This is a genomic window from Pseudomonas sp. (assembly GCF_030696055.1).
Taxonomy (GTDB): Bacteria; Pseudomonadota; Gammaproteobacteria; order Pseudomonadales; family Pseudomonadaceae; genus Aquipseudomonas.
The window spans coordinates 1-17,544 of sequence record NZ_JAUYNP010000060.1; the positions used below are offsets into that span (position 1 = coordinate 1).

The following is a 17,544-nucleotide window of genomic DNA, read 5'->3' on the forward strand; positions in this document are numbered from 1 at the left end:
GGGGCGTTAAAAACAGGCTCGGCAAGCCGCTTGCGGCTAACGCGCTTCAGCGCGACCCGAAGGGCGAGTGAAACGAGTCATGCTCATTTACAACTCGTAAACTCCGCTTCCTCGCCGTTTTGACCAGCCGAAGGCTGTTACTACGTAGCGCCTTGTCTCGGCTGCCTCGCCTACATTTTTCAACAGCCTGCTAAACGATTGCCTAGCCCGGATAAAATCCGGGGGCTCCACCCACGATCCTCCCGGATTGCATCCGGGCTACGGCCGTGCCGTGCGGGGCAACAGCGACCAACAACTCCGGTTCACACCTGCAATAAACGCTCGCGCAGCTTGTGGATCTCGTCACGCAGTTGCGCGGCGGCCTCGAACTCCAGATCCCGGGCCAGCTGGTACATCTTCTCTTCCAGCTGGCGGATGCGTTTGCCGATCTCGCTCGGCGAACGCAGCTCGGCCTCGTAGCGCGCGCTCTCCTCCGCCGCCTTGGCCATGCCCTTGCGCTTCTTGCTGCGCGAACCCGGCACGCTGGCGCCTTCGAGTATGTCCTGCACGTCCTTAAACACGCCTTTTGGAGTAATACCATTGGCCAGGTTGAAGGCTATCTGCTTGTTGCGGCGCCGCTCGGTCTCGCCTATGGCGCGTTCCATGGAGCCGGTCATGCGGTCGGCATACAGAATCGCCCGGCCGTTGAGGTTGCGCGCGGCGCGGCCGATGGTCTGGATCAGCGAGCGCTCGCTGCGCAGGAAGCCCTCCTTGTCCGCATCGAGGATCGCCACCAGGGACACCTCCGGCATGTCCAGGCCTTCGCGCAGCAGGTTGATGCCCACCAGCACATCGAAGGCGCCGATGCGCAGGTCGCGGATAATCTCCACCCGCTCCACCGTGTCGATGTCCGAGTGCAGGTAGCGCACCTTGACCCCGTGATCGGCCAGGTAGTCGGTCAAGTCCTCGGCCATGCGCTTGGTCAGGGTGGTGACCAGCACGCGCTCCTCGATGGCCACGCGCTTGTGGATTTCCGAGAGCAGATCGTCGACCTGGGTCAGCGCCGGGCGCACCTCGATCTGCGGGTCGACCAGGCCGGTGGGCCGCACCACCTGCTCGATCACCCGCCCGGCGTGCTCGGCTTCATAGTTGCCCGGCGTGGCGGAAACGAAGATGGTCTGCGGGCTGGCCGCCTCCCATTCCTCAAAACGCATCGGCCGGTTATCCAGCGCCGAGGGCAAACGGAAACCGTATTCCACCAGGGTTTCCTTGCGCGAACGGTCGCCCTTGTACATGGCGCCGACCTGCGGCACCGACACGTGGGATTCGTCGATTACCAGCAGGGCCTGGTCCGGCAGGTAGTCGTACAGCGTCGGTGGCGGCTCGCCGGGGCCGCGTCCGGACAGGTAGCGCGAGTAGTTTTCGATGCCGTTGCAGTAGCCCAGCTCGAGGATCATCTCCAGGTCGAAGCGGGTGCGCTGCTCCAGACGCTGGGCTTCCACCAGCTTGTTATTGCTACGCAGATACTCCAGGCGCTCGACCAGCTCGACCTTGATCTTCTCCACCGCCTCCAGCAGCACCTCGCGCGGGGTGACGTAGTGGCTCTTGGGGTAGAAGGTGAAACGCGGCAGCCGGCGTATCACCTCGCCGGTCAGCGGATCGAAGGCCGACAGGCTCTCCACCTCGTCGTCGAACAGTTCGATGCGGATGGCCTCCATCTCGGATTCCGCCGGGAAGATGTCGATCACATCGCCACGCACGCGGAAGGTGGCGCGGGCGAAATCCATGTCGTTGCGCGTGTATTGCAGGTCGGCCAGACGGCGCAGCAGCGCGCGCTGGTCCAGTTTGTCGCCGCGGTCGACGTGCAACACCATCTTCAGGTACGACTCGGGGCTGCCCAGGCCGTAGATGCACGACACCGTGGTGACTATGATCGCGTCCGGCCGTTCCAGCAGGGCCTTGGTCGCCGACAGGCGCATCTGCTCGATATGGTCGTTGATCGAGGCGTCCTTCTCGATAAAGGTGTCGGACGACGGCACATAGGCTTCCGGCTGGTAGTAGTCGTAGTAGGAGACGAAATACTCCACCGCGTTGTTCGGGAAGAAACTCTTGAACTCGCCATACAGCTGCGCGGCCAGGGTCTTGTTTGGCGCCAGCACCAGGGTCGGGCGCTGGATCTGCGCTATCACGTTGGCGATGCTGAAGGTCTTGCCCGAGCCGGTCACACCGAGCAGGGTCTGGTGCGACAGACCCGCCTCCAGGCCTTCGACCATCTGCCGAATCGCCTCGGGCTGATCGCCGGCCGGCTGGAAACGGGTGACCAATTGAAACTCGGACATAACTGACCTCGACGAACGACTGTGACGCGATCTGAAAGCGTGCGTCATAACAGCTGAAATGCCTGTGCGCGTTGTCGCGACACAGGTTATGGGTCGTTATACTACCGACCCACTTACGCAACCCCTAGCAGACCGTCGAAAAACCGCTGAGCTTTTCAACTATCTGCCGGCTACCCTCGTAGCAAGGCGTTGCCTGACCCTCATCTCTCCTCTTCAGAGCTGCCGCATCCATGAGTCTGTTCTCTGCCGTCGAAATGGCACCGCGCGATCCCATCCTGGGCCTCAATGAAGCGTTCAACGCCGATACCCGGACCAACAAGGTCAACCTGGGCGTTGGCGTCTACTTTACCGAGGAAGGCCGCATCCCATTGTTGCGCGCCGTCGCCGAGGCCGAGAAGGCCCGCATCGAAGCCCACGCACCGCGCGGCTACCTGCCGATCGAAGGCATCGCCGCCTACGACAGCGCCGTGCAGAAGCTGCTGCTGGGGGCCGATTCCGAGCTGATCGCCGCCGGCCGAGTGATCACCACCCAAGCCATTGGCGGCACCGGCGCGCTGAAAACCGGCGCCGACTTCCTCAAGCGCCTACTGCCGGGTGCCGTGGTCGCCATCAGCGACCCGAGCTGGGAAAACCACCGCGCACTGTTCGAATCCGCCGGTTTCCCGGTGCAGAACTACCGCTACTACGATGCCGCCAGCCATGGCGTTAACCGCGCCGGTATGCTGGAAGACCTGAAGAACCTGCCAGCCCGCTCGGTTGTCGTGCTGCACGCCTGCTGCCATAACCCGACCGGCGTTGACCTGTCGCTGGACGACTGGAAAGCCGTGCTGGAGGTGCTGCGCGAACGCGAGCACGTACCCTTCCTCGACATCGCCTACCAGGGCTTTGGTGCCGGTATCGAGCAGGATGCCTTTGCCGTGCGCCTGTTTGCCGAGTCCGGCATGCCGTTCTTCGTCTCCAGCTCCTTCTCCAAGTCCTTCTCGCTGTATGGCGAGCGCGTCGGCGCCCTGTCCATAGTCACCGGCAACAAAGAAGAGGCCGGCTGCGTGCTATCGCAAGCCAAGCGCGTGATCCGCACCAACTACTCCAACCCGCCGACCCATGGCGCGACGGTTGTCGCCTCGGTGCTTAACAGCCCCGAGCTGCGCGCCATGTGGGAAGCCGAGCTGGGTGAAATGCGCGAACGCATCCGCGGCATGCGCATGGCCCTGGTCGAGCAACTGGCCGCCTTGAACTGCAAGCGTGATTTCAGCTTCGTGGCCCAGCAGCGCGGCATGTTCTCCTACTCCGGCCTGACCGCCGAACAGGTCGAACGGCTGAAAAACGAGTTCGCCATCTACGCCGTCAGCACCGGGCGCATCTGCGTCGCCGCGCTAAACCAGCGCAACCTGCCGGCCGTTACCCAGGCTATCGCCCAGGTGCTCTAAACCGGCTCAAGGGGAAGTCCGCACGTGCTTGACTTCCCCTTGTTAATCAGTAGGATACGCGCCGTCATTCCGCGATAGCTCAGTCGGTAGAGCAAATGACTGTTAATCATTGGGTCCCTGGTTCGAGTCCAGGTCGCGGAGCCAAATTCAAAGCCCTAGGTGAAAACCTGGGGCTTTTTTATTTCCGTTAAAGTCAGACCCATACGGATTAAGTGCATCGTCTGGCTGCATCATCAGGCCTGGCCCGCTGCAGCCTTCCGTCCTTGGCAAAGAACCTCCGGGGCGGGTGAAAACACCCAGCAGCTGGCCTGGGCAATCCGTTAATATGCGCGGCTTAGCCACCATATGCGCCCGATCATGCCTGTTACCGCCCGCTTTCCCGTCGCCCTGTATTCCTTCGCCTGCCTGCTCGGCCTGCTGGCTTTATGCGGGCTCTGGTATGGCATCGGCCAGCCGGTTGAGTTGGCCGATGCCGCGACGCCGACCCACAAGTTGCAATGCGCCTCCTACACCCCCTTCGACAAGGACCAATCGCCCTTCGAGCAGCCGATAGAGCTGCGCCCGGAACGCATGGAGGCCGACCTAACCCTGCTGGCCGAGCGTTTCCAGTGCCTGCGCACCTACTCGGTGACCGGCCTGGAAGGCTTGCCGGATATGGCCCGCAAGCATGGCCTGAAGCTGATAGTGGGCGCCTGGGTCAGCCGTAACCCCGCCGATACAGCAGTAGAGATTGCCAATCTGATCAAGGTGGCCAACGCCCATCCGGATGTGGTGCAGGTGGTAATAGTGGGTAACGAGGCGCTGCTACGCAAAGAGGTCACGCCCCAGCAGCTGGTGGAATTGATCGAGCAGGTCAAGGCGCAGATCGAGCAGCCGGTGACCTATGCCGATGTCTGGGAATTCTGGCTCAAGCACCCGGAAGTCGCTCCAGCGGTGGATTTCCTCACCATTCACCTGCTGCCCTACTGGGAAGACAATCCCGCCGGTATCGACAGCGCCTTGCATGAGGTGGCCCAGGTGCGCCAGACCTTCGGCAACGCCTTCGCCCCCAAGGACATTTTGATCGGTGAAACCGGCTGGCCCAGCGAAGGCCGCCAGCGGGAAACCGCCCTGCCCAGCCGGGTCAACCAGGCCAAGTTTATCCGCGGCTTTGTCGCCATGGCCGAGCAGAACGGCTGGCGCTACAACCTGATCGAAGCCTTCGACCAACCCTGGAAACGCATCAGCGAAGGCGCGGTCGGGGGGTATTGGGGGCTGTTCGACGCCGATCGCCAGGACAAATCCATTCTGGCCGGGGCTGTGTCCAATCTGCCGCACTGGCCCGCCTGGTTGGCACTCAGCCTGGCGCTGTTCGCCGCCACCCTGCTGCTCGCCGGTAGCCCGCACTCCCCGCGCGCGGCCCTGGTCTTACCGCTGCTGGCGGCGACAGGCTCCGCCTGCATCGCGCTGTTCGGCGAATTGACCCTGGTCACCAGCCGTTTTCTCGGCGAATGGTTATGGGCGGCGGCGCTGATAGTGCTGAACCTGTTGGTGCTCAGCCACGGGGCGCTGCTGCTGAGCCAGCGTAACGGCTGGCGTGCCCGCCTGTTCCAGCGACTGCACGGCCAGGGCGCGCTGTGGCTGGCCCTCAGCGGCTTTGCCGGCGCGGTGATGATGCTGGCCCTGGTGCTGGACGCGCGCTATCGCAGCTTTCCCAGCGCCGCGTTGCTGCTGCCGGCGCTGTTTTACCTGTGCCACCCGGTGGGCGGCCATCGCCGGGAGATCGCCCTGCTCGCCCTGCTGATCGGTGCCGGCATCGCCCCACAGCTGTATCAGGAAACCCTGGGCAACCTGCAAGCCCTGGGCTGGGCCCTCACCAGCGGCCTGCTGCTGGCTGCCTTATGGCGTAGTCTGCGGGTCAAAGCGCTCGACAACTAGGCTGGCGGCGCCTTGCTGCACCGGCAGCGGCTCGCGCACCAGGCGCAACAGCGCCAGCACCAGGGCAAATACGCCGAGGCTGGCGCTGTACAACACCAGCGCGGGCAAGGCGAGCAATAGCGCCGGCGCCGCCAGGCGTCTGCCCCAAGCCCCTGGCAAAGCGAACGCCAGCAGCGCCGACAGCAGCGAACCCCAGGCCAGCACGCCGAAATGGATCAACCAGCCCAGCTGCGCGCGCACCTCGCAGGCCAGCTGCTCTGGCGCCTCGACGCACAAGCCAACCCACTGATCGCTTTCCATCAACTGATAGCGCAAGGCAAAGCTGGCCGACAGACAGGCTGCAGCGGCAATGATCAGCGTGATCCAGGGCAAGTAACGAGACATAAAAAGCTCTGACAGATTGAAAGGCTGCGTAGGATAAGCCGCAACGCCACGGATGACACCCCCGGCGCGACCTAAGGCAGGCCAAACCCAATTGTGAAGACCGAACTCGCCGGCACCTACAACCCCAATCCTGCAACTAGAATCGACAGATGCTGATACGCCGACTCATCTTAATCACCGCCAGTCTGCTCGGCCTGTGGCTGTTCTGGGTCATGCTGCAGCCCGCCCCCAGCCGACTGCCGCCGAGCACCCCGCTGGCCAATGGCAGTTGGCGCGTGACCGAGCACCAGATCACCGCCCTGCAGGTGTTTCACCTGCAAGCGCGAGTGCTGGCGCGCGAAGACTACCGTTTCGACCGCGGCGCCCAGCTATCCCCCACCGACCTGGCGCTGGGTTGGGGGCCCATGGCCGACCCCGAGGTGCTGCGCCATATCAGCATCAGCCAGCGCAACCGCTGGTACTTCTGGCACGCCGAACAGCTGCCCATCGAACGCCGGCAGATAGAAACCCATAGCGCCAATATGCACCTGATACCGGCCACCCCCGAAGTCGCCAACACCTTGGCGCAACTCGAAGCCGGCCAGCAGATCAGCCTGTCGGGGCTACTGGTGCGTGTCGAAGGTGACGATGGCTATCGCTGGGTCAGCTCGCTCAGCCGCGAAGACAGCGGCGATGGCGCCTGCGAACTAATCTGGGTCGAGCGGCTGAGCCTTATACCCTGAGCTTGTAAGGGACTACGCAGGAGGCCATCCTCAGGCACGTCGAGCACGCCGCAATGTTCAAGCCGCGGCGCAGCCGGGGCACTCGGCCGGGTTTGCGCGGTCGAAACCCGTCGCGCCACCTCTCTTGAGAGACTTAACCATGCCGTATTTCACCCGCCTGCTCGCCCTCCTCGGCTGCCTGGGCATAGCCTCATCGCTTAGCGCCGCCGATATAGATGTGGCGAGCTATGGCTATCCCTTGATCAATCCGTTCGAGGCGACCCTGGTCACCACGCCCCCCGAGCTACGCCCCGAACTGCCGGCCGATAGCGCAATCAATCAGAGCGACTATCGGGTCAGGTTGCGCCCCGAACGCGAGTTCGAGCTGTCGGAGAACTTCTGGCCGGTGACCAAGATGGGCTACCGCCTGGCCGAACAAAGCGGCGAGGCACCGCTGATCTTTATCATCGCCGGCACCGGCGCGCATTACGCCAGCAGCACCCCGGAATACCTGAAGAAGCTGTTCTACGGCGCGGGCTATCACGTGGTGCAACTGTCCTCGCCGACCAGCTACGACTTTATGACCTCGGCCTCGCGCTTCGCCACACCGGGCATTACCCGCGATGACGCCGACGACCTGTACCGCGCCATGCAGGCCGTGAGGGCGCAGCATCCGCGCTTGCAAGTCAGCGAATTCCACCTCACCGGCTACAGCCTGGGCGCCTTGCAGGCGGCCTTCGTCAGTGAACTGGACGAAACCCGGCGCAGCTTTAATTTCAAGCGTGTGCTACTGCTCAACCCGCCGGTCAACCTCTACACCTCTATCACTAATCTCGATCGCCTGGTGCAAACCCAGGTCGAGGGCATAGACAACGGCACCACCTTCTACCAGCTGGTACTGGACAAGCTGACCCGTTACTTCCAGGCCAAGGGTTACGTCGAGATCAACGACGCCCTGCTCTACGACTTCCAGAACTCCCGCGAGCAGCTGTCCGATGAGCAGATGGCCATGCTGATCGGCGCGGTGTTCCGCTTCTCCTCCTCGGACATCGCCTTCACCTCGGACCTGGTCAATCGCCGCGGCCTGATCACCCCGATCAGCTACCCCATAGAGGAAGGCACCAGTCTGACGCCCTTCTTCAAGCGCGCCCTGCAATGCAACTTCGACTGCTACCTGACCGAGCAGCTGATCCCCATGTGGCGGGCGCGCTACGACGGCGGCAGCCTGGCCCAGCTGATCGATCAGGTCAGCCTGTATGCCGTGGCCGACTACCTGAAAAACAGCAGCAAGATCGCCGTGATGCACAATGCCGACGATGTGATTCTCGGCCCCGGCGACCTGGGCTTCCTGCGCCGCACCCTGGGCGAGCGCCTGACCCTCTACCCGCTGGGCGGGCACTGCGGCAACCTCAATTACCGCGTCAATAGCGACGCCATGCTGGAGTTCTTCCGTGGCTAAGGCTTTTCGCAGCGCATTACTGCTGGCCCTGCTGCTAACCAGCGGCCTGGCACAGGCGCAACACCAGGCCGATGACGACGGCTTCAAGCAACCGCTGGAGCATCTGCATTTCAACCCTGGGCTGAATCAGCGCGAGTTCGAGCGTTCCAGCCTGGACGCCCTGCAGGTCTACGACCCGCTGGAGTCGTGGAACCGCCGCGTCTATCACTTCAACTACCGCTTCGATCAGTGGGTATTCCTGCCGATAGTCAACGGCTACCGCTACGTCACCCCCAACCTGGTGCAGAGCGGGGTGAGCAACTTTTTCAGCAACCTGGGCGATGTGCCCAACCTGCTTAACAGCCTGCTGCAGCTCAAGGCCAAGCGTTCGCTGCAGACCGGCGCGCGCCTGCTGCTCAATACCACGGCCGGAGTCGCCGGCCTGTGGGACCCGGCCACGCGCATCAACCTGCCCAAACAGAAGGAAGACTTCGGCCAGACCCTGGGTTTCTATGGCGCCCCAGCCGGTCCGTACCTGATGCTGCCGCTGCTCGGTCCCTCCAACCTGCGCGACACCGGCGGCCTGGTGGTGGATTTCAGCGCGAAAAGCCAGATCAACCTGCTCAACGTCGCCGCAACCAGCATCAGCCACCCGGAGATCAGCCTGCTCGAAGTGGTGGATCAGCGCTCCACTGTGAATTTCCGCTATGGCCAGCTCAACTCGCCGTTCGAGTACGAGAAGATCCGCTTCTTCTACCACGAGTCGCGCAAACTGCTGATTGCCGAATAAAGGATCAGGCTTGACCCTGGGGCCGCCCCCAGGTTTTAGCCTGGCGCGGCCATAGGGTCTGTTGACGTTTCGTTGCGGCCGCGCCGGAGCCTGTTTTTGCGCGGGGCAAGGCACGAGGAGCGAGGTTTGGTTGTTCCAAATAAGCGACGAGAAACGCAGCAGCGCGCAAAAACAGGCCCGGCCCTTCGGGTTGCGCGGCAAATTGCGCCAGGCGGTGTTGCAGGACTTGGCAAGGGAACGACCATTGCCGGCGTCCTGCGCCTTGCCTGGCGCAATTTGGCGCAGCAACGCGGCTCGCTGCGAAACGTCAACAGACCCTAACCCGGAGATTGTCTATGCGAGTAGCCCAACTGGCCAAAGCCGCCGGCGTCAGTGCGGAGACCGTGCGCCATTACACCGACCTTGGCTTGTTGCAGCCTGGCCGCGACCCGCAGAACGGTTACCAGCAATTCGCCCAGGCCGACCTGCAGCGCCTGCGCTTTATCGCCCGCGCCAGGCGTCTGGGTTTCAGCCTCAAGGATGTGCAGGCGATTCTGGCCCGTGCCGAGAGCGGCGCCGCGCCTTGCGGCGAGGTGCGCGACCTGTTGCGCGAACGCCTGGCGGCCTTGCAGGCGCATATCGATGAATGCCAGCGCCTGGCCCTGGTGATGCACGACGCGCTCAACGACTGGGCCGACAAGCCCGAATGCGCCCCCGATGGTCAGGCCATCTGCCGCTTGATCGAGGACTTCGAACTGCCCGGGGAAAACCGCCCGGCCACCCCCTGCCCCGCCCACTGAGTTCTACTGCGCGTAGCGGCGATGCAAGCCCGGCGGCACGCCGCTGCTGTCGGTCGGCTGCCAGGGCCCCTGCGGATTGCTGGCCCAACTCCAGCCGGCATTCCAGCGGTAGTAGGTGCGCTCGCGGTAGTAGAGATGGCGCGCGCCAGCCAGCACATAGACACCCAAGCCGGCATCCCAATGGCTTTGCGCCCCGGGTGGTGGGGCGAAACGCGGATGGTTGGCGCCGCTCGGCGTGCTGGCTGGCGTGCTGTTCAGCGGGGCCAGCGAACAGGCGCTAAGCCCCAGCAGGCTGGCCAGCAAGGCCAACTGCAACCAACGGCTCATGGCGTCTTGCCGTCGGCAGTGTCGATCAGCAGGTGCTGCGCCTCGGTGGTCTTGCTGGCAATCGGCTGGCTGCGGCCAATCCACTCGCCGGCCGTGGCATTGCCGCCGCGGGAGATGCGCGCCACCAACTGCACCTGGGCGAAGCCGGAGATCTTCAGCTGCGGCATCATCGCATCGCTATCGGACAGGCTGACCTCGGCAGGCAGGTCGGCCACGCTCAGGCGCTTGACCGCCAGCGGCATCGGCGGCCCGCCTACCGCGCGGGCGAAGACGAATACCGCATCGCCCGGCTGCACCTTGTCTTTCAATTCGGCGGCCAGTTCGACCTTGACGCTCAACTGTTGTGCCGCAGCAACTGGCGCGGCGTCGGCGGCCTGCGGATCGAGGCGCTCGCGGGCGCGATCGATGCCACCCTGAATCGCCTGGCGCGAAGGGTCTTGCGCCGGCAACAGCGCCACCAGCTTCTGCCAATGCTCGATGGCCTGCTGGAAACGCCCGGCTTCATAGGCGGCGATACCCAGCAGACCCAGGCTGGTGACCTCAGCCGGATCGGCTTTCAGCGCCTCGTCGGTCAGCACCTGCACCTGCGCGCTCCATTGCTTGTTGCCGGCGAAATACAGCGCCTGGGCCCATTGCCCCAGCAGCTCCGGTTCACGCCCGGCAACGCCGACAGCCCGTTCGAAGGCCGCGGCGGCATCGCCCGCGCGCTCCTGAGCCATATAGGTACGACCGAGGAAGTACCAGCTTTCGGCGGACTGCGGATTGCTCTGCACCGCGGCTTCCAGGCGCGCGGTCATTTCCTCGATGGATTTCGGCTGCGCGGCGAAGGTCTGCGCCCGCTCGACCTCATCGATAGCGCCCCAATGCTGGTACAGGCCATAACCCAACAGCGGCATCAACAGGGCGGCGAGCAGCGGAATCTTGTTGCCCAGCACCCGCTGCCGGGGCTGGCCCTGCGCGCCTTCGGTATCGGCCAGCAGCTCGCGGGCGGCTTCATCGCGGCCATTCTGCAGCTGCTGGTCGTTCAGCGCGCCGGCATCATGCTGGCCTTGCAGTTCCTCCAGGCGCTCCTGGTACAGGGTCACGTTGAGGGCGGTGCGGTCTTCTTCGGCTTGCGCCTTGCGGCCGCGCAGCACGGGGATCAGCAGAAACGCCAGGGCGGTCAATAACAGCAGACCGGCGCTTAACCAGAATTCGATCATCAGTCTTTCTTATCCACAGGCGATTGATTGGCTGACCCTTGGTTGGCAGGCCGTTGGCTGAGCAGAGCAGCCAGACGCTGCTGTTCATCCGCAGACAGGCCGCTGGAGGTGGCGCTCTGCTTGCCACGACGGCGCAGCACTATGACCCCGAGCAGGACGAAGCCGCCGACCAGTAACGCGGCCGGGCCGTACCAGAGCAACAGGGTGCGCGCGCTGAGCGGCGGCTTGTACAGCACGAAGTCGCCATAGCGGCTGACCAGAAACTCGATGATCTGCTCGTTGCTCTGGCCTTCTTCCAGCATGCGATAGATCTGCGCGCGCAGGTCCATGGCGATAGGCGCATTGGAGTCGGCGATATTCTGGTTCTGACACTTGGGGCAGCGCAGCTCCTCGACCAGGTCGCGGTAACGCTCACGCTCGGCTTCGCTGGCGAACTCGTAGGTGTCGATGGCGGCCTGGGCCGTGCCCAGCAACGCCAACCCCAGCAGCACCGCAGTCAGCAGACGCCTCATGGTTGAGCCTCATTGACCAGTTCTTGGTACAACGGCGCCAGTTTTTCGCGCCAGACTTGCTCATCGATCACCCCCACATACTTGTGGCGGATGATGCCCTGGGCATCGATCAGGAAGGTCTCAGGCGCGCCATACACGCCCAGGTCCAGGCCCAGGCTGCCGCTGGCGTCGTTGATATTCAGCCGGTAAGGGTTGTGGAACTCCGCCAGCCACTTCTGCGCGGCGGCGTTGTCGTCCTTGTAGTTGACCCCGTGGATGGTCACGCCCAGCTTGGCCAGCTGGTTCAGCGCCGGATGCTCGACCCGGCAGGCCACGCACCAGGTCGCCCAGACATTGACCAGCGCCGGCTTGCCCTGCAGATCGGCCGCGGTGATGGTCTGGCCACCCTGCACCGCCGGCAGGGAAAACTGCGGAAAGGGCTTGCCGATCAGGGCCGAGGGCAGCTCGGCGGGATCGAGAAACAGCCCGCGGTAGAGAAACAGCGCAACACCGAGGAAGATCACCAAGGGCAACAACAGAATCAGTCGTTTCATGCTTGCGCTCCCGCCATGCCCAGGGCTTCCCGTACTCGGGTTCTGACCTTCACCCGGTAGCGCTTATCACTGGCGGCGAGGAAGCCGCCCAGGCCCATCAGAATCGCGCCGAACCAGATCCAGCGCACGAAGGGTTTGATATGCACGCGCACCGCCCAGGCGCCGTTTTCCAACGGCTCACCCAGGGCCACGAACAGGTCGCGGGTGATGCCGGCGTCTATGCCCGCCTCGGTCATCACCGACTTCTGCACCGTATACAGGCGTTTTTCCGGGTGCAGCAGCGCAATCTGCTGACCGTCTTCGAGGATGCGCACCGTGCCTTTGTCCGAGCTGAAATTCGGCCCTTCGAAGTGCACGGCGCCCTCGAACACGAAGCGATAGCCGCCCATCTCCACCGAATCGCCGGGCGCCATGCGCATATCGCGTTCGAAGCTGCCCATGCTGGTGAGTATCACCCCCAGGGCGCACACGGCCATGCCCAGGTGCGCGGTCTGCATGCCCCAGTAACTGCGGGTCAGGCTCGCCAGGCCAGCGAGCAGGCCCTTATGCCGGGTCTTCTCGACTATATCGCGCACACCGGCCAGCACCACCCAGGCGGCCAGCAGGCAGACGCCGAGCACCGCCCAGTTGAAGTCGCCGACCAGGAAAGTCGCCAGCAGCGCCACAACCACGCTGCCGATCAGCACCGGGGTGAGCATGCCCAACAGCCACTGCAGCGGGGTGTCCTTCCAGCGCACCAGCACGCCCAGCGCGATCATGCTCATCAGCAAGCCCATCAGCGGCACGAACAGCGCGTTGAAATAGGGTGGACCGACCGACAGCTTGGCCCCGGTCATGGCGTCCAGCACCAGGGGATAGAGGGTGCCGAGCAGGATCATCGAGGCCGCCACCACCAGAATCAGGTTGTTCGCCAGCAGCAGGGTTTCCCGCGACCACAGGGCGAAACCGACCTGGCTCTTGACCACCGGGGCGCGGATGGCGAACAGAGTCAGCGAGCCGCCCACCACTATCAGCAGGAAGGCCAAGACGAATACGCCGCGCGCCGGGTCGCTGGCGAAGGCGTGCACCGAGGTGAGCACCCCGGAACGCACCAGGAAGGTCCCCAGCAGGCTCAGGGAGAAGGCGGCGATGGCCAGCAGCACTGTCCAGCTCTTGAATACGCCGCGTTTCTCGGTCACCGCCAGGGAATGGATCAGCGCGGTGCCGACCAGCCAGGGCATAAAGGAGGCGTTTTCCACCGGGTCCCAGAACCACCAGCCGCCCCAGCCCAGTTCGTAATAGGCCCACCAGGAGCCCAGGGCGATGCCGATGCCGAGAAAGGCCCAGGCGACTAGGGTCCAGGGCCGCGACCAGCGCGCCCAGGCCGCATCCAGCTTGCCGCCGAGCAGCGCGGCAATGGCGAAGGAGAAGGCCACGGAGAAGCCGACATAGCCCATATAGAGCATCGGCGGGTGGATGATCAGGCCGAAGTCCTGCAACAGCGGATTGAGGTCACGGCCATCGCCTGGGGTATCGAGCAGCAAACGGGCGAAGGGGTTGGAGGTGACGATCAGGAACAGCAGAAAGCCGATGCTGATGATGCCCATCACCCCCAGCACCCGGGCGAGCATTTCTTCCGGCAGCTGGCGCGAGAAGATCGACACGGCAAAGGTCCAGCCGGCCAGGATCAGACCCCAGAGCAGCAACGAACCTTCGTGGGCGCCCCATACGGCGCTGAACTTGTAATACCAGGGCAGCGCGCTGTTGGAGTTGCTGGCCACGTAGGCGACGGTGAAGTCGTCGACCATAAAGGCGTAGGTCAGGCAGATAAAGGCGAACAGCATAAAGCTGAACTGCCCCCAGGCGGCAGGCACAGCCAGGCTCATCCACTGCCGATCGCCGCGCCAGGCGCCGATCAACGGCAGGGTCGCCTGCACCAGGGCCATGCACAGGGCCAGAATCATGGCCAGATGGCCGAGTTCGGGAATCATTGCGCGCCCCCCGAGGTAATGGTGCGGGTGGCCGCGTCATGCTTCTGCTGCATGCCGCTCTTTTCCAGGGCCTGCATGACTTCCGGCGGCATATAGTTTTCGTCGTGCTTGGCCAGCACCTCATCGGCGATCAGCACACCACTGCCATCGAGCTTGCCCATGGCGACTATGCCCTGGCCTTCGCGGAACAGGTCGGGAAGTATGCCGCTGTAGCGGATGGTCACGCTCTTGGCGCCGTCGGTGACCACGAAATCGGTTTCCAGGGAGTCGCTGGAACGCTTCACCGAGCCGTTCTCGACCAGGCCGCCGGCACGGATGCGGGTGTTTTGCGGCGCCTCGCCGTTGGCGATCTGAGTGGGGGTGTAGAACAGGTTGATGTTCTGCTGCAACGCGCTCAGGGCCAGGGTCACGGCAATGCCGACGCCGGCGAGAATGGCCAGGACTATATACAGGCGCTTTTTACGCACGGGGTTCACTTCGACTCCTCCCGGCGCATACGGCGCGCCTCGTCTTGCAGGTAACGGCGGCGCGCCAGGATTGGCAGCGCCACATTCAGCCCCAGTACCGCCAGGCCGATGGCATAACAGGACCAGACATAGGGGCCGTGGCTGCCCATGGCGAGAAACTCGCCGAACGAGGCGAAACTCATAGGGAGTCCTCCACCAGGGCCATGATCTCGGCCTTGGCCCAACTGCTACGCGCCTCGCGCTTGAGCACTTCCAGACGCATGCGCAGGAGCAAGACCGCGCCGAAGAAGCAGTAGAAGCCCAGCACCATGATCAGCAGCGGCATCCACATGCTGAACGGCATGGCCGGTTTTTCCACCACGCTGAAGCTGGCCGGCTGGTGCAGGGTGTTCCACCACTCCACCGAGTATTTGATGATCGGGATATTGATCACCCCGACTATGGCCAGCACCGCGCAGGCCTTGGCCGCGCTGTCGCGGTTGCTGATGGCCTGGCCCAGGGCTATCACCCCGAAGTAGAGGAACAGCAGAATCAGCATCGAGGTCAGGCGCGCGTCCCAGACCCAATAGGCGCCCCAGGTCGGCTTGCCCCAGACCGCGCCGGTCACCAGGGCGATCACCGTCATCCAGGCGCCGATGGGTGCGGCCTGCTGCAGGGCGATATCGGCGAGTTTCATCTTCCACACCAGGCCGACTGTGCCGGCCACGGCCAGCATCACATACACAGATTGCGCCAGAAAGGCCGCCGGCACATGGATATAGATGATGCGGAAACTGTTGCCCTGCTGGTAATCCGGCGGTGCGAAGGCCAGGCCCCAGACCAGGCCGACGCCGAGCAACAGCGCGGCGGCGATCACCAGCCAGGGCAGCCAGCGCGCGCTGATCTCGTAAAACCACTTGGGCGAGCCCAGTTTGTGAAACCACATCCAGTTCATCAGCTTACTCATCAATGCTAGGGCTGACCGCGGCGCACTCAGACGCTCGGGATCGGCTGGCCTTTCAGGCTTATTGTCTACTCAGCGACGCTGATCTTCAGACCGGCGGCGATGGCAAAAGGTGTCAAGGTCACCGCCAGTGCGGTGAGGCTGGCCAGCCACAACAGGTGACCGACCGCCGGCAGTCCTTGCAGGCTGGCTTGTAACGCGCCGCTGCCGAGAATCAGCACCGGGATATACAGCGGTAATATCAGCAGCGCCAGCAGCAAGCCGCCGCGCTTGAGGCCCACGGTCAGGGCCGCGCCGACCGCGCCGAGCAGGCTCAGCACCGGGGTGCCGAGCAGCAGGGAAATCAGCAGCACCGGCAGGCAGCGCCCCGGCAAACCCAGCATCAGCGCCAGCAAAGGCGCCAGCAGCACCAACGCCAGGCCAGAAAACAGCCAGTGTGCCAGCACCTTGGCCAACACCAGAAGAGCCAGGGGGTGCGGCGAAAGGACCCACTGCTCCAGCGAGCCGTCCTCGAAGTCACTGCGAAACAGCCCATCCAGCGAGAGCAGCACGGCCAACAGCGCCGCCACCCAGACCAGGCCCGGCGACAGGCTTTGCAGCAACTGCGTCTGCGGCCCCACGGCCAGCGGAAAAAACGCTATCACTATGGCGAAGAATACCAGCGGGTTGGCCAGTTCGGCCGGGCGGCGGAACAACAACCGCGCTTCCCGAGCCAGCAGCAGGGTAAAGACATTGCTCATGGCGTGCGCTGCCCTAGGGTCTGTTGACGTTTCGTCGCGAACCGCGTTGCCGCGTAAAATCTCGCCAGGCTAGGCGGAGGACGCAGGTAATGGTTGTCCCTTGCCAAGTCCTCCAACACCGCATGGCGAGATTTTACGCACAACCCGCAGGGCCGGGCCTGTTTTAGCGCGATGCTGCGTTTCTCGACACTCATTTGGAACAACCAAACTTCGTGTATCATGCCTTGCCTCGCGCTAAAACAGGCTCCGGCGCGGCCGCGAACGAAACGTCAACAGACCCTAAATCCAGCTCGCGATAACCGGCCGGTTTGACCGCCAGCGTGTGGTGCGTGGTGAGCACCACCAGGCCGCCCTGCTGGCAATGCTGGGCCAGATGGTTTTCCAACTGGGCCACGGCGGCCTTGTCGAGGGCGGTAAAAGGCTCATCCAGCACCCACAGCGGCGGCCCCTGCAGGTACAGACGCGCCAAGGCGACGCGGCGCTGTTGGCCGGCCGACAGGGTATGACAGGGGACATCTTCGAAACCGCGCAGCCCCACCGCCTCCAGCGCCTGCCAGATGGCCGCGCGCTCGGCCGGATGGTGCAAGGCGCACAGCCAGGTCAGATTCTCCTCGGCGGTAAGCAGCCCCTTGATCCCGGCCGCGTGGCCAATCCATAACAGGTTGCGCGCCAGCTCGGCGCGCTGCGCGCTCAGGGGCAGGCCGTTCAGACGAATCTCGCCGGCCGTCGGCTGCATCAGCCCGGCGAGCAGACGCAACAGGCTGGTCTTGCCGCTGCCGTTGGGACCGGACACCTGCAACATCTCGCCGCCGGCCAAACGCAGCTCGAGGCGCTCGAACAGCATGCGCCAGTCCCGCTCACAGGCGAGCGCCACGGCTTCGAGAAGAGGGCTGGTCAAGACATCGGCACCTAAGATGGATGGCAAAAGCTGTTCAAGTCGGCAGAGTCTTGGCCGCTATACTGACGCAAGTGGAATGCGCAGCCGAGCACAGAGGGTGCTTACAAAAGTAGCGAGCGATGGCCAGGCAAGGCGAAATCAGCCGAAAAAGCGGAGTGTACGAGTAGTACATGAGCATTTTGAGGCTGATTTCAACGC

The 17,544-nt window shown here is 63.8% G+C and carries 18 protein-coding genes and 1 tRNA gene; 7 read left to right on the forward strand and 12 right to left on the reverse strand.

Annotated elements, in window-relative coordinates:
* Nucleotides 1-302 precede the first annotated feature (302 nt).
* Complete coding sequence (gene uvrB / locus Q8Q83_RS03550) at nucleotides 303-2,318, reverse strand: excinuclease ABC subunit UvrB (RefSeq protein WP_305621174.1); 2,016 nt, start codon at nucleotides 2,316-2,318, stop codon at nucleotides 303-305.
* A 230-nt stretch (nucleotides 2,319-2,548) separates the two neighbouring features.
* Between uvrB and Q8Q83_RS03555 the strand changes: the two genes are divergently transcribed.
* The 3 genes from Q8Q83_RS03555 to Q8Q83_RS03565 all read left to right on the forward strand — a co-directional run bounded on the left by Q8Q83_RS03555 (nucleotide 2,549) and on the right by Q8Q83_RS03565 (nucleotide 5,662).
* Nucleotides 2,549-3,745 carry an amino acid aminotransferase gene (locus tag Q8Q83_RS03555; protein WP_305621176.1) on the forward strand — a complete coding sequence of 399 codons (1,197 nt, stop codon included), beginning with the start codon at nucleotides 2,549-2,551 and terminating at the stop codon, nucleotides 3,743-3,745.
* 68 nt (nucleotides 3,746-3,813) lie between these two features.
* A tRNA-Asn gene (locus tag Q8Q83_RS03560) sits at nucleotides 3,814-3,889 on the forward strand.
* A gap of 213 nt (nucleotides 3,890-4,102) precedes the next feature.
* Nucleotides 4,103-5,662, forward strand: coding sequence for a beta (1-6) glucans synthase (locus Q8Q83_RS03565; protein WP_305621178.1), 1,560 nt, complete (start codon nucleotides 4,103-4,105; stop codon nucleotides 5,660-5,662).
* Here the strand turns inward: Q8Q83_RS03565 and Q8Q83_RS03570 are convergent.
* Nucleotides 5,624-6,046, reverse strand: a complete 423-nt coding sequence (locus Q8Q83_RS03570) for a hypothetical protein (protein ID WP_305621180.1) — start codon at nucleotides 6,044-6,046, stop codon at nucleotides 5,624-5,626. The genes Q8Q83_RS03565 and Q8Q83_RS03570 overlap by 39 nt on opposite strands.
* Nucleotides 6,047-6,195: 149 nt before the next feature.
* Between Q8Q83_RS03570 and Q8Q83_RS03575 the strand changes: the two genes are divergently transcribed.
* The 4 genes from Q8Q83_RS03575 (at nucleotide 6,196) to Q8Q83_RS03590 (ending at nucleotide 9,754) form a co-directional block, all read left to right on the forward strand.
* The gene (locus Q8Q83_RS03575; RefSeq protein ID WP_305621181.1) at nucleotides 6,196-6,768 is read left to right on the forward strand and encodes a hypothetical protein; all 573 of its coding nucleotides are present in this window, start codon (nucleotides 6,196-6,198) and stop codon (nucleotides 6,766-6,768) included.
* Between the two features lie 139 nt (nucleotides 6,769-6,907).
* A complete protein-coding gene (locus Q8Q83_RS03580; protein WP_305621183.1) occupies nucleotides 6,908-8,206 on the forward strand; it encodes a serine/threonine protein kinase in 1,299 nt (432 codons plus the stop codon).
* Nucleotides 8,199-8,975, forward strand: a complete 777-nt coding sequence (locus tag Q8Q83_RS03585) for a VacJ family lipoprotein (protein WP_371132357.1) — start codon at nucleotides 8,199-8,201, stop codon at nucleotides 8,973-8,975. The genes Q8Q83_RS03580 and Q8Q83_RS03585 overlap by 8 nt, the downstream gene beginning before the upstream one ends.
* A 335-nt stretch (nucleotides 8,976-9,310) precedes the next feature.
* A complete protein-coding gene (locus Q8Q83_RS03590; protein WP_305621185.1) occupies nucleotides 9,311-9,754 on the forward strand; it encodes a MerR family transcriptional regulator in 444 nt (147 codons plus the stop codon).
* 3 nt (nucleotides 9,755-9,757) lie between these two features.
* On the opposite strand, the gene Q8Q83_RS03595 is transcribed toward Q8Q83_RS03590, so the two are convergent.
* The 10 genes from Q8Q83_RS03595 to ccmA all read right to left on the reverse strand — a co-directional run bounded on the left by Q8Q83_RS03595 (nucleotide 9,758) and on the right by ccmA (nucleotide 17,346).
* Nucleotides 9,758-10,081, reverse strand: coding sequence for a hypothetical protein (locus tag Q8Q83_RS03595; RefSeq protein ID WP_305621187.1), 324 nt, complete (start codon nucleotides 10,079-10,081; stop codon nucleotides 9,758-9,760).
* On the reverse strand, nucleotides 10,078-11,283 hold the full coding sequence (gene ccmI / locus Q8Q83_RS03600) for a c-type cytochrome biogenesis protein CcmI (protein ID WP_305621189.1): 1,206 nt from the start codon (nucleotides 11,281-11,283) through the stop codon (nucleotides 10,078-10,080). The genes Q8Q83_RS03595 and ccmI overlap by 4 nt, the downstream gene beginning before the upstream one ends.
* Complete coding sequence (locus tag Q8Q83_RS03605; RefSeq protein ID WP_305621191.1) at nucleotides 11,283-11,795, reverse strand: cytochrome c-type biogenesis protein; 513 nt, start codon at nucleotides 11,793-11,795, stop codon at nucleotides 11,283-11,285. Before Q8Q83_RS03605 ends, ccmI begins: the two co-directional genes overlap by 1 nt.
* On the reverse strand, nucleotides 11,792-12,328 hold the full coding sequence (locus Q8Q83_RS03610; protein ID WP_305621193.1) for a DsbE family thiol:disulfide interchange protein: 537 nt from the start codon (nucleotides 12,326-12,328) through the stop codon (nucleotides 11,792-11,794). Before Q8Q83_RS03610 ends, Q8Q83_RS03605 begins: the two co-directional genes overlap by 4 nt.
* A complete protein-coding gene (locus Q8Q83_RS03615) occupies nucleotides 12,325-14,298 on the reverse strand; it encodes a heme lyase CcmF/NrfE family subunit (RefSeq protein ID WP_305621195.1) in 1,974 nt (657 codons plus the stop codon). Before Q8Q83_RS03615 ends, Q8Q83_RS03610 begins: the two co-directional genes overlap by 4 nt.
* Complete coding sequence (gene ccmE, locus Q8Q83_RS03620) at nucleotides 14,295-14,774, reverse strand: cytochrome c maturation protein CcmE (protein ID WP_305621197.1); 480 nt, start codon at nucleotides 14,772-14,774, stop codon at nucleotides 14,295-14,297. Before ccmE ends, Q8Q83_RS03615 begins: the two co-directional genes overlap by 4 nt.
* A complete protein-coding gene (gene ccmD, locus Q8Q83_RS03625; protein ID WP_305621199.1) occupies nucleotides 14,771-14,947 on the reverse strand; it encodes a heme exporter protein CcmD in 177 nt (58 codons plus the stop codon). The genes ccmE and ccmD overlap by 4 nt, the downstream gene beginning before the upstream one ends.
* Nucleotides 14,944-15,702 (reverse strand): heme ABC transporter permease, encoded by a 759-nt coding sequence (locus tag Q8Q83_RS03630; protein WP_305621204.1) that lies wholly within the window; start codon nucleotides 15,700-15,702, stop codon nucleotides 14,944-14,946. The genes ccmD and Q8Q83_RS03630 overlap by 4 nt, the downstream gene beginning before the upstream one ends.
* Before the next feature lie 74 nt (nucleotides 15,703-15,776).
* A complete protein-coding gene (gene ccmB / locus Q8Q83_RS03635; RefSeq protein WP_305621201.1) occupies nucleotides 15,777-16,448 on the reverse strand; it encodes a heme exporter protein CcmB in 672 nt (223 codons plus the stop codon).
* A 217-nt stretch (nucleotides 16,449-16,665) separates the two neighbouring features.
* Nucleotides 16,666-17,346, reverse strand: a complete 681-nt coding sequence (gene ccmA, locus Q8Q83_RS03640) for a cytochrome c biogenesis heme-transporting ATPase CcmA (RefSeq protein ID WP_371132358.1) — start codon at nucleotides 17,344-17,346, stop codon at nucleotides 16,666-16,668.
* Between the last annotated feature and the right edge of the window lie 198 nt (nucleotides 17,347-17,544).

What these genes read in the sequence shown, in the direction of transcription:
- Q8Q83_RS03575 (WP_305621181.1), top strand. Translation starts at nt 6,196, where the DNA reads ATGCTGATACGCCGACTCATCTTAATCACCGCCAGTCTGCTCGGCCTG.
- Q8Q83_RS03555 (WP_305621176.1), top strand. Translation starts at nt 2,549, where the DNA reads ATGAGTCTGTTCTCTGCCGTCGAAATGGCACCGCGCGATCCCATCCTG.
- ccmD (WP_305621199.1), bottom strand. Translation starts at nt 14,947, where the DNA reads ATGAGTTTCGCCTCGTTCGGCGAGTTTCTCGCCATGGGCAGCCACGGC.
- ccmB (WP_305621201.1), bottom strand. Translation starts at nt 16,448, where the DNA reads ATGAGCAATGTCTTTACCCTGCTGCTGGCTCGGGAAGCGCGGTTGTTG.
- Q8Q83_RS03570 (WP_305621180.1), bottom strand. Translation starts at nt 6,046, where the DNA reads ATGTCTCGTTACTTGCCCTGGATCACGCTGATCATTGCCGCTGCAGCC.
- Q8Q83_RS03580 (WP_305621183.1), top strand. Translation starts at nt 6,908, where the DNA reads ATGCCGTATTTCACCCGCCTGCTCGCCCTCCTCGGCTGCCTGGGCATA.
- ccmI (WP_305621189.1), bottom strand. Translation starts at nt 11,283, where the DNA reads ATGATCGAATTCTGGTTAAGCGCCGGTCTGCTGTTATTGACCGCCCTG.
- uvrB (WP_305621174.1), bottom strand. Translation starts at nt 2,318, where the DNA reads ATGTCCGAGTTTCAATTGGTCACCCGTTTCCAGCCGGCCGGCGATCAG.
- Q8Q83_RS03605 (WP_305621191.1), bottom strand. Translation starts at nt 11,795, where the DNA reads ATGAGGCGTCTGCTGACTGCGGTGCTGCTGGGGTTGGCGTTGCTGGGC.
- Q8Q83_RS03610 (WP_305621193.1), bottom strand. Translation starts at nt 12,328, where the DNA reads ATGAAACGACTGATTCTGTTGTTGCCCTTGGTGATCTTCCTCGGTGTT.
- Q8Q83_RS03565 (WP_305621178.1), top strand. Translation starts at nt 4,103, where the DNA reads ATGCCTGTTACCGCCCGCTTTCCCGTCGCCCTGTATTCCTTCGCCTGC.
- Q8Q83_RS03615 (WP_305621195.1), bottom strand. Translation starts at nt 14,298, where the DNA reads ATGATTCCCGAACTCGGCCATCTGGCCATGATTCTGGCCCTGTGCATG.
- Q8Q83_RS03595 (WP_305621187.1), bottom strand. Translation starts at nt 10,081, where the DNA reads ATGAGCCGTTGGTTGCAGTTGGCCTTGCTGGCCAGCCTGCTGGGGCTT.
- Q8Q83_RS03590 (WP_305621185.1), top strand. Translation starts at nt 9,311, where the DNA reads ATGCGAGTAGCCCAACTGGCCAAAGCCGCCGGCGTCAGTGCGGAGACC.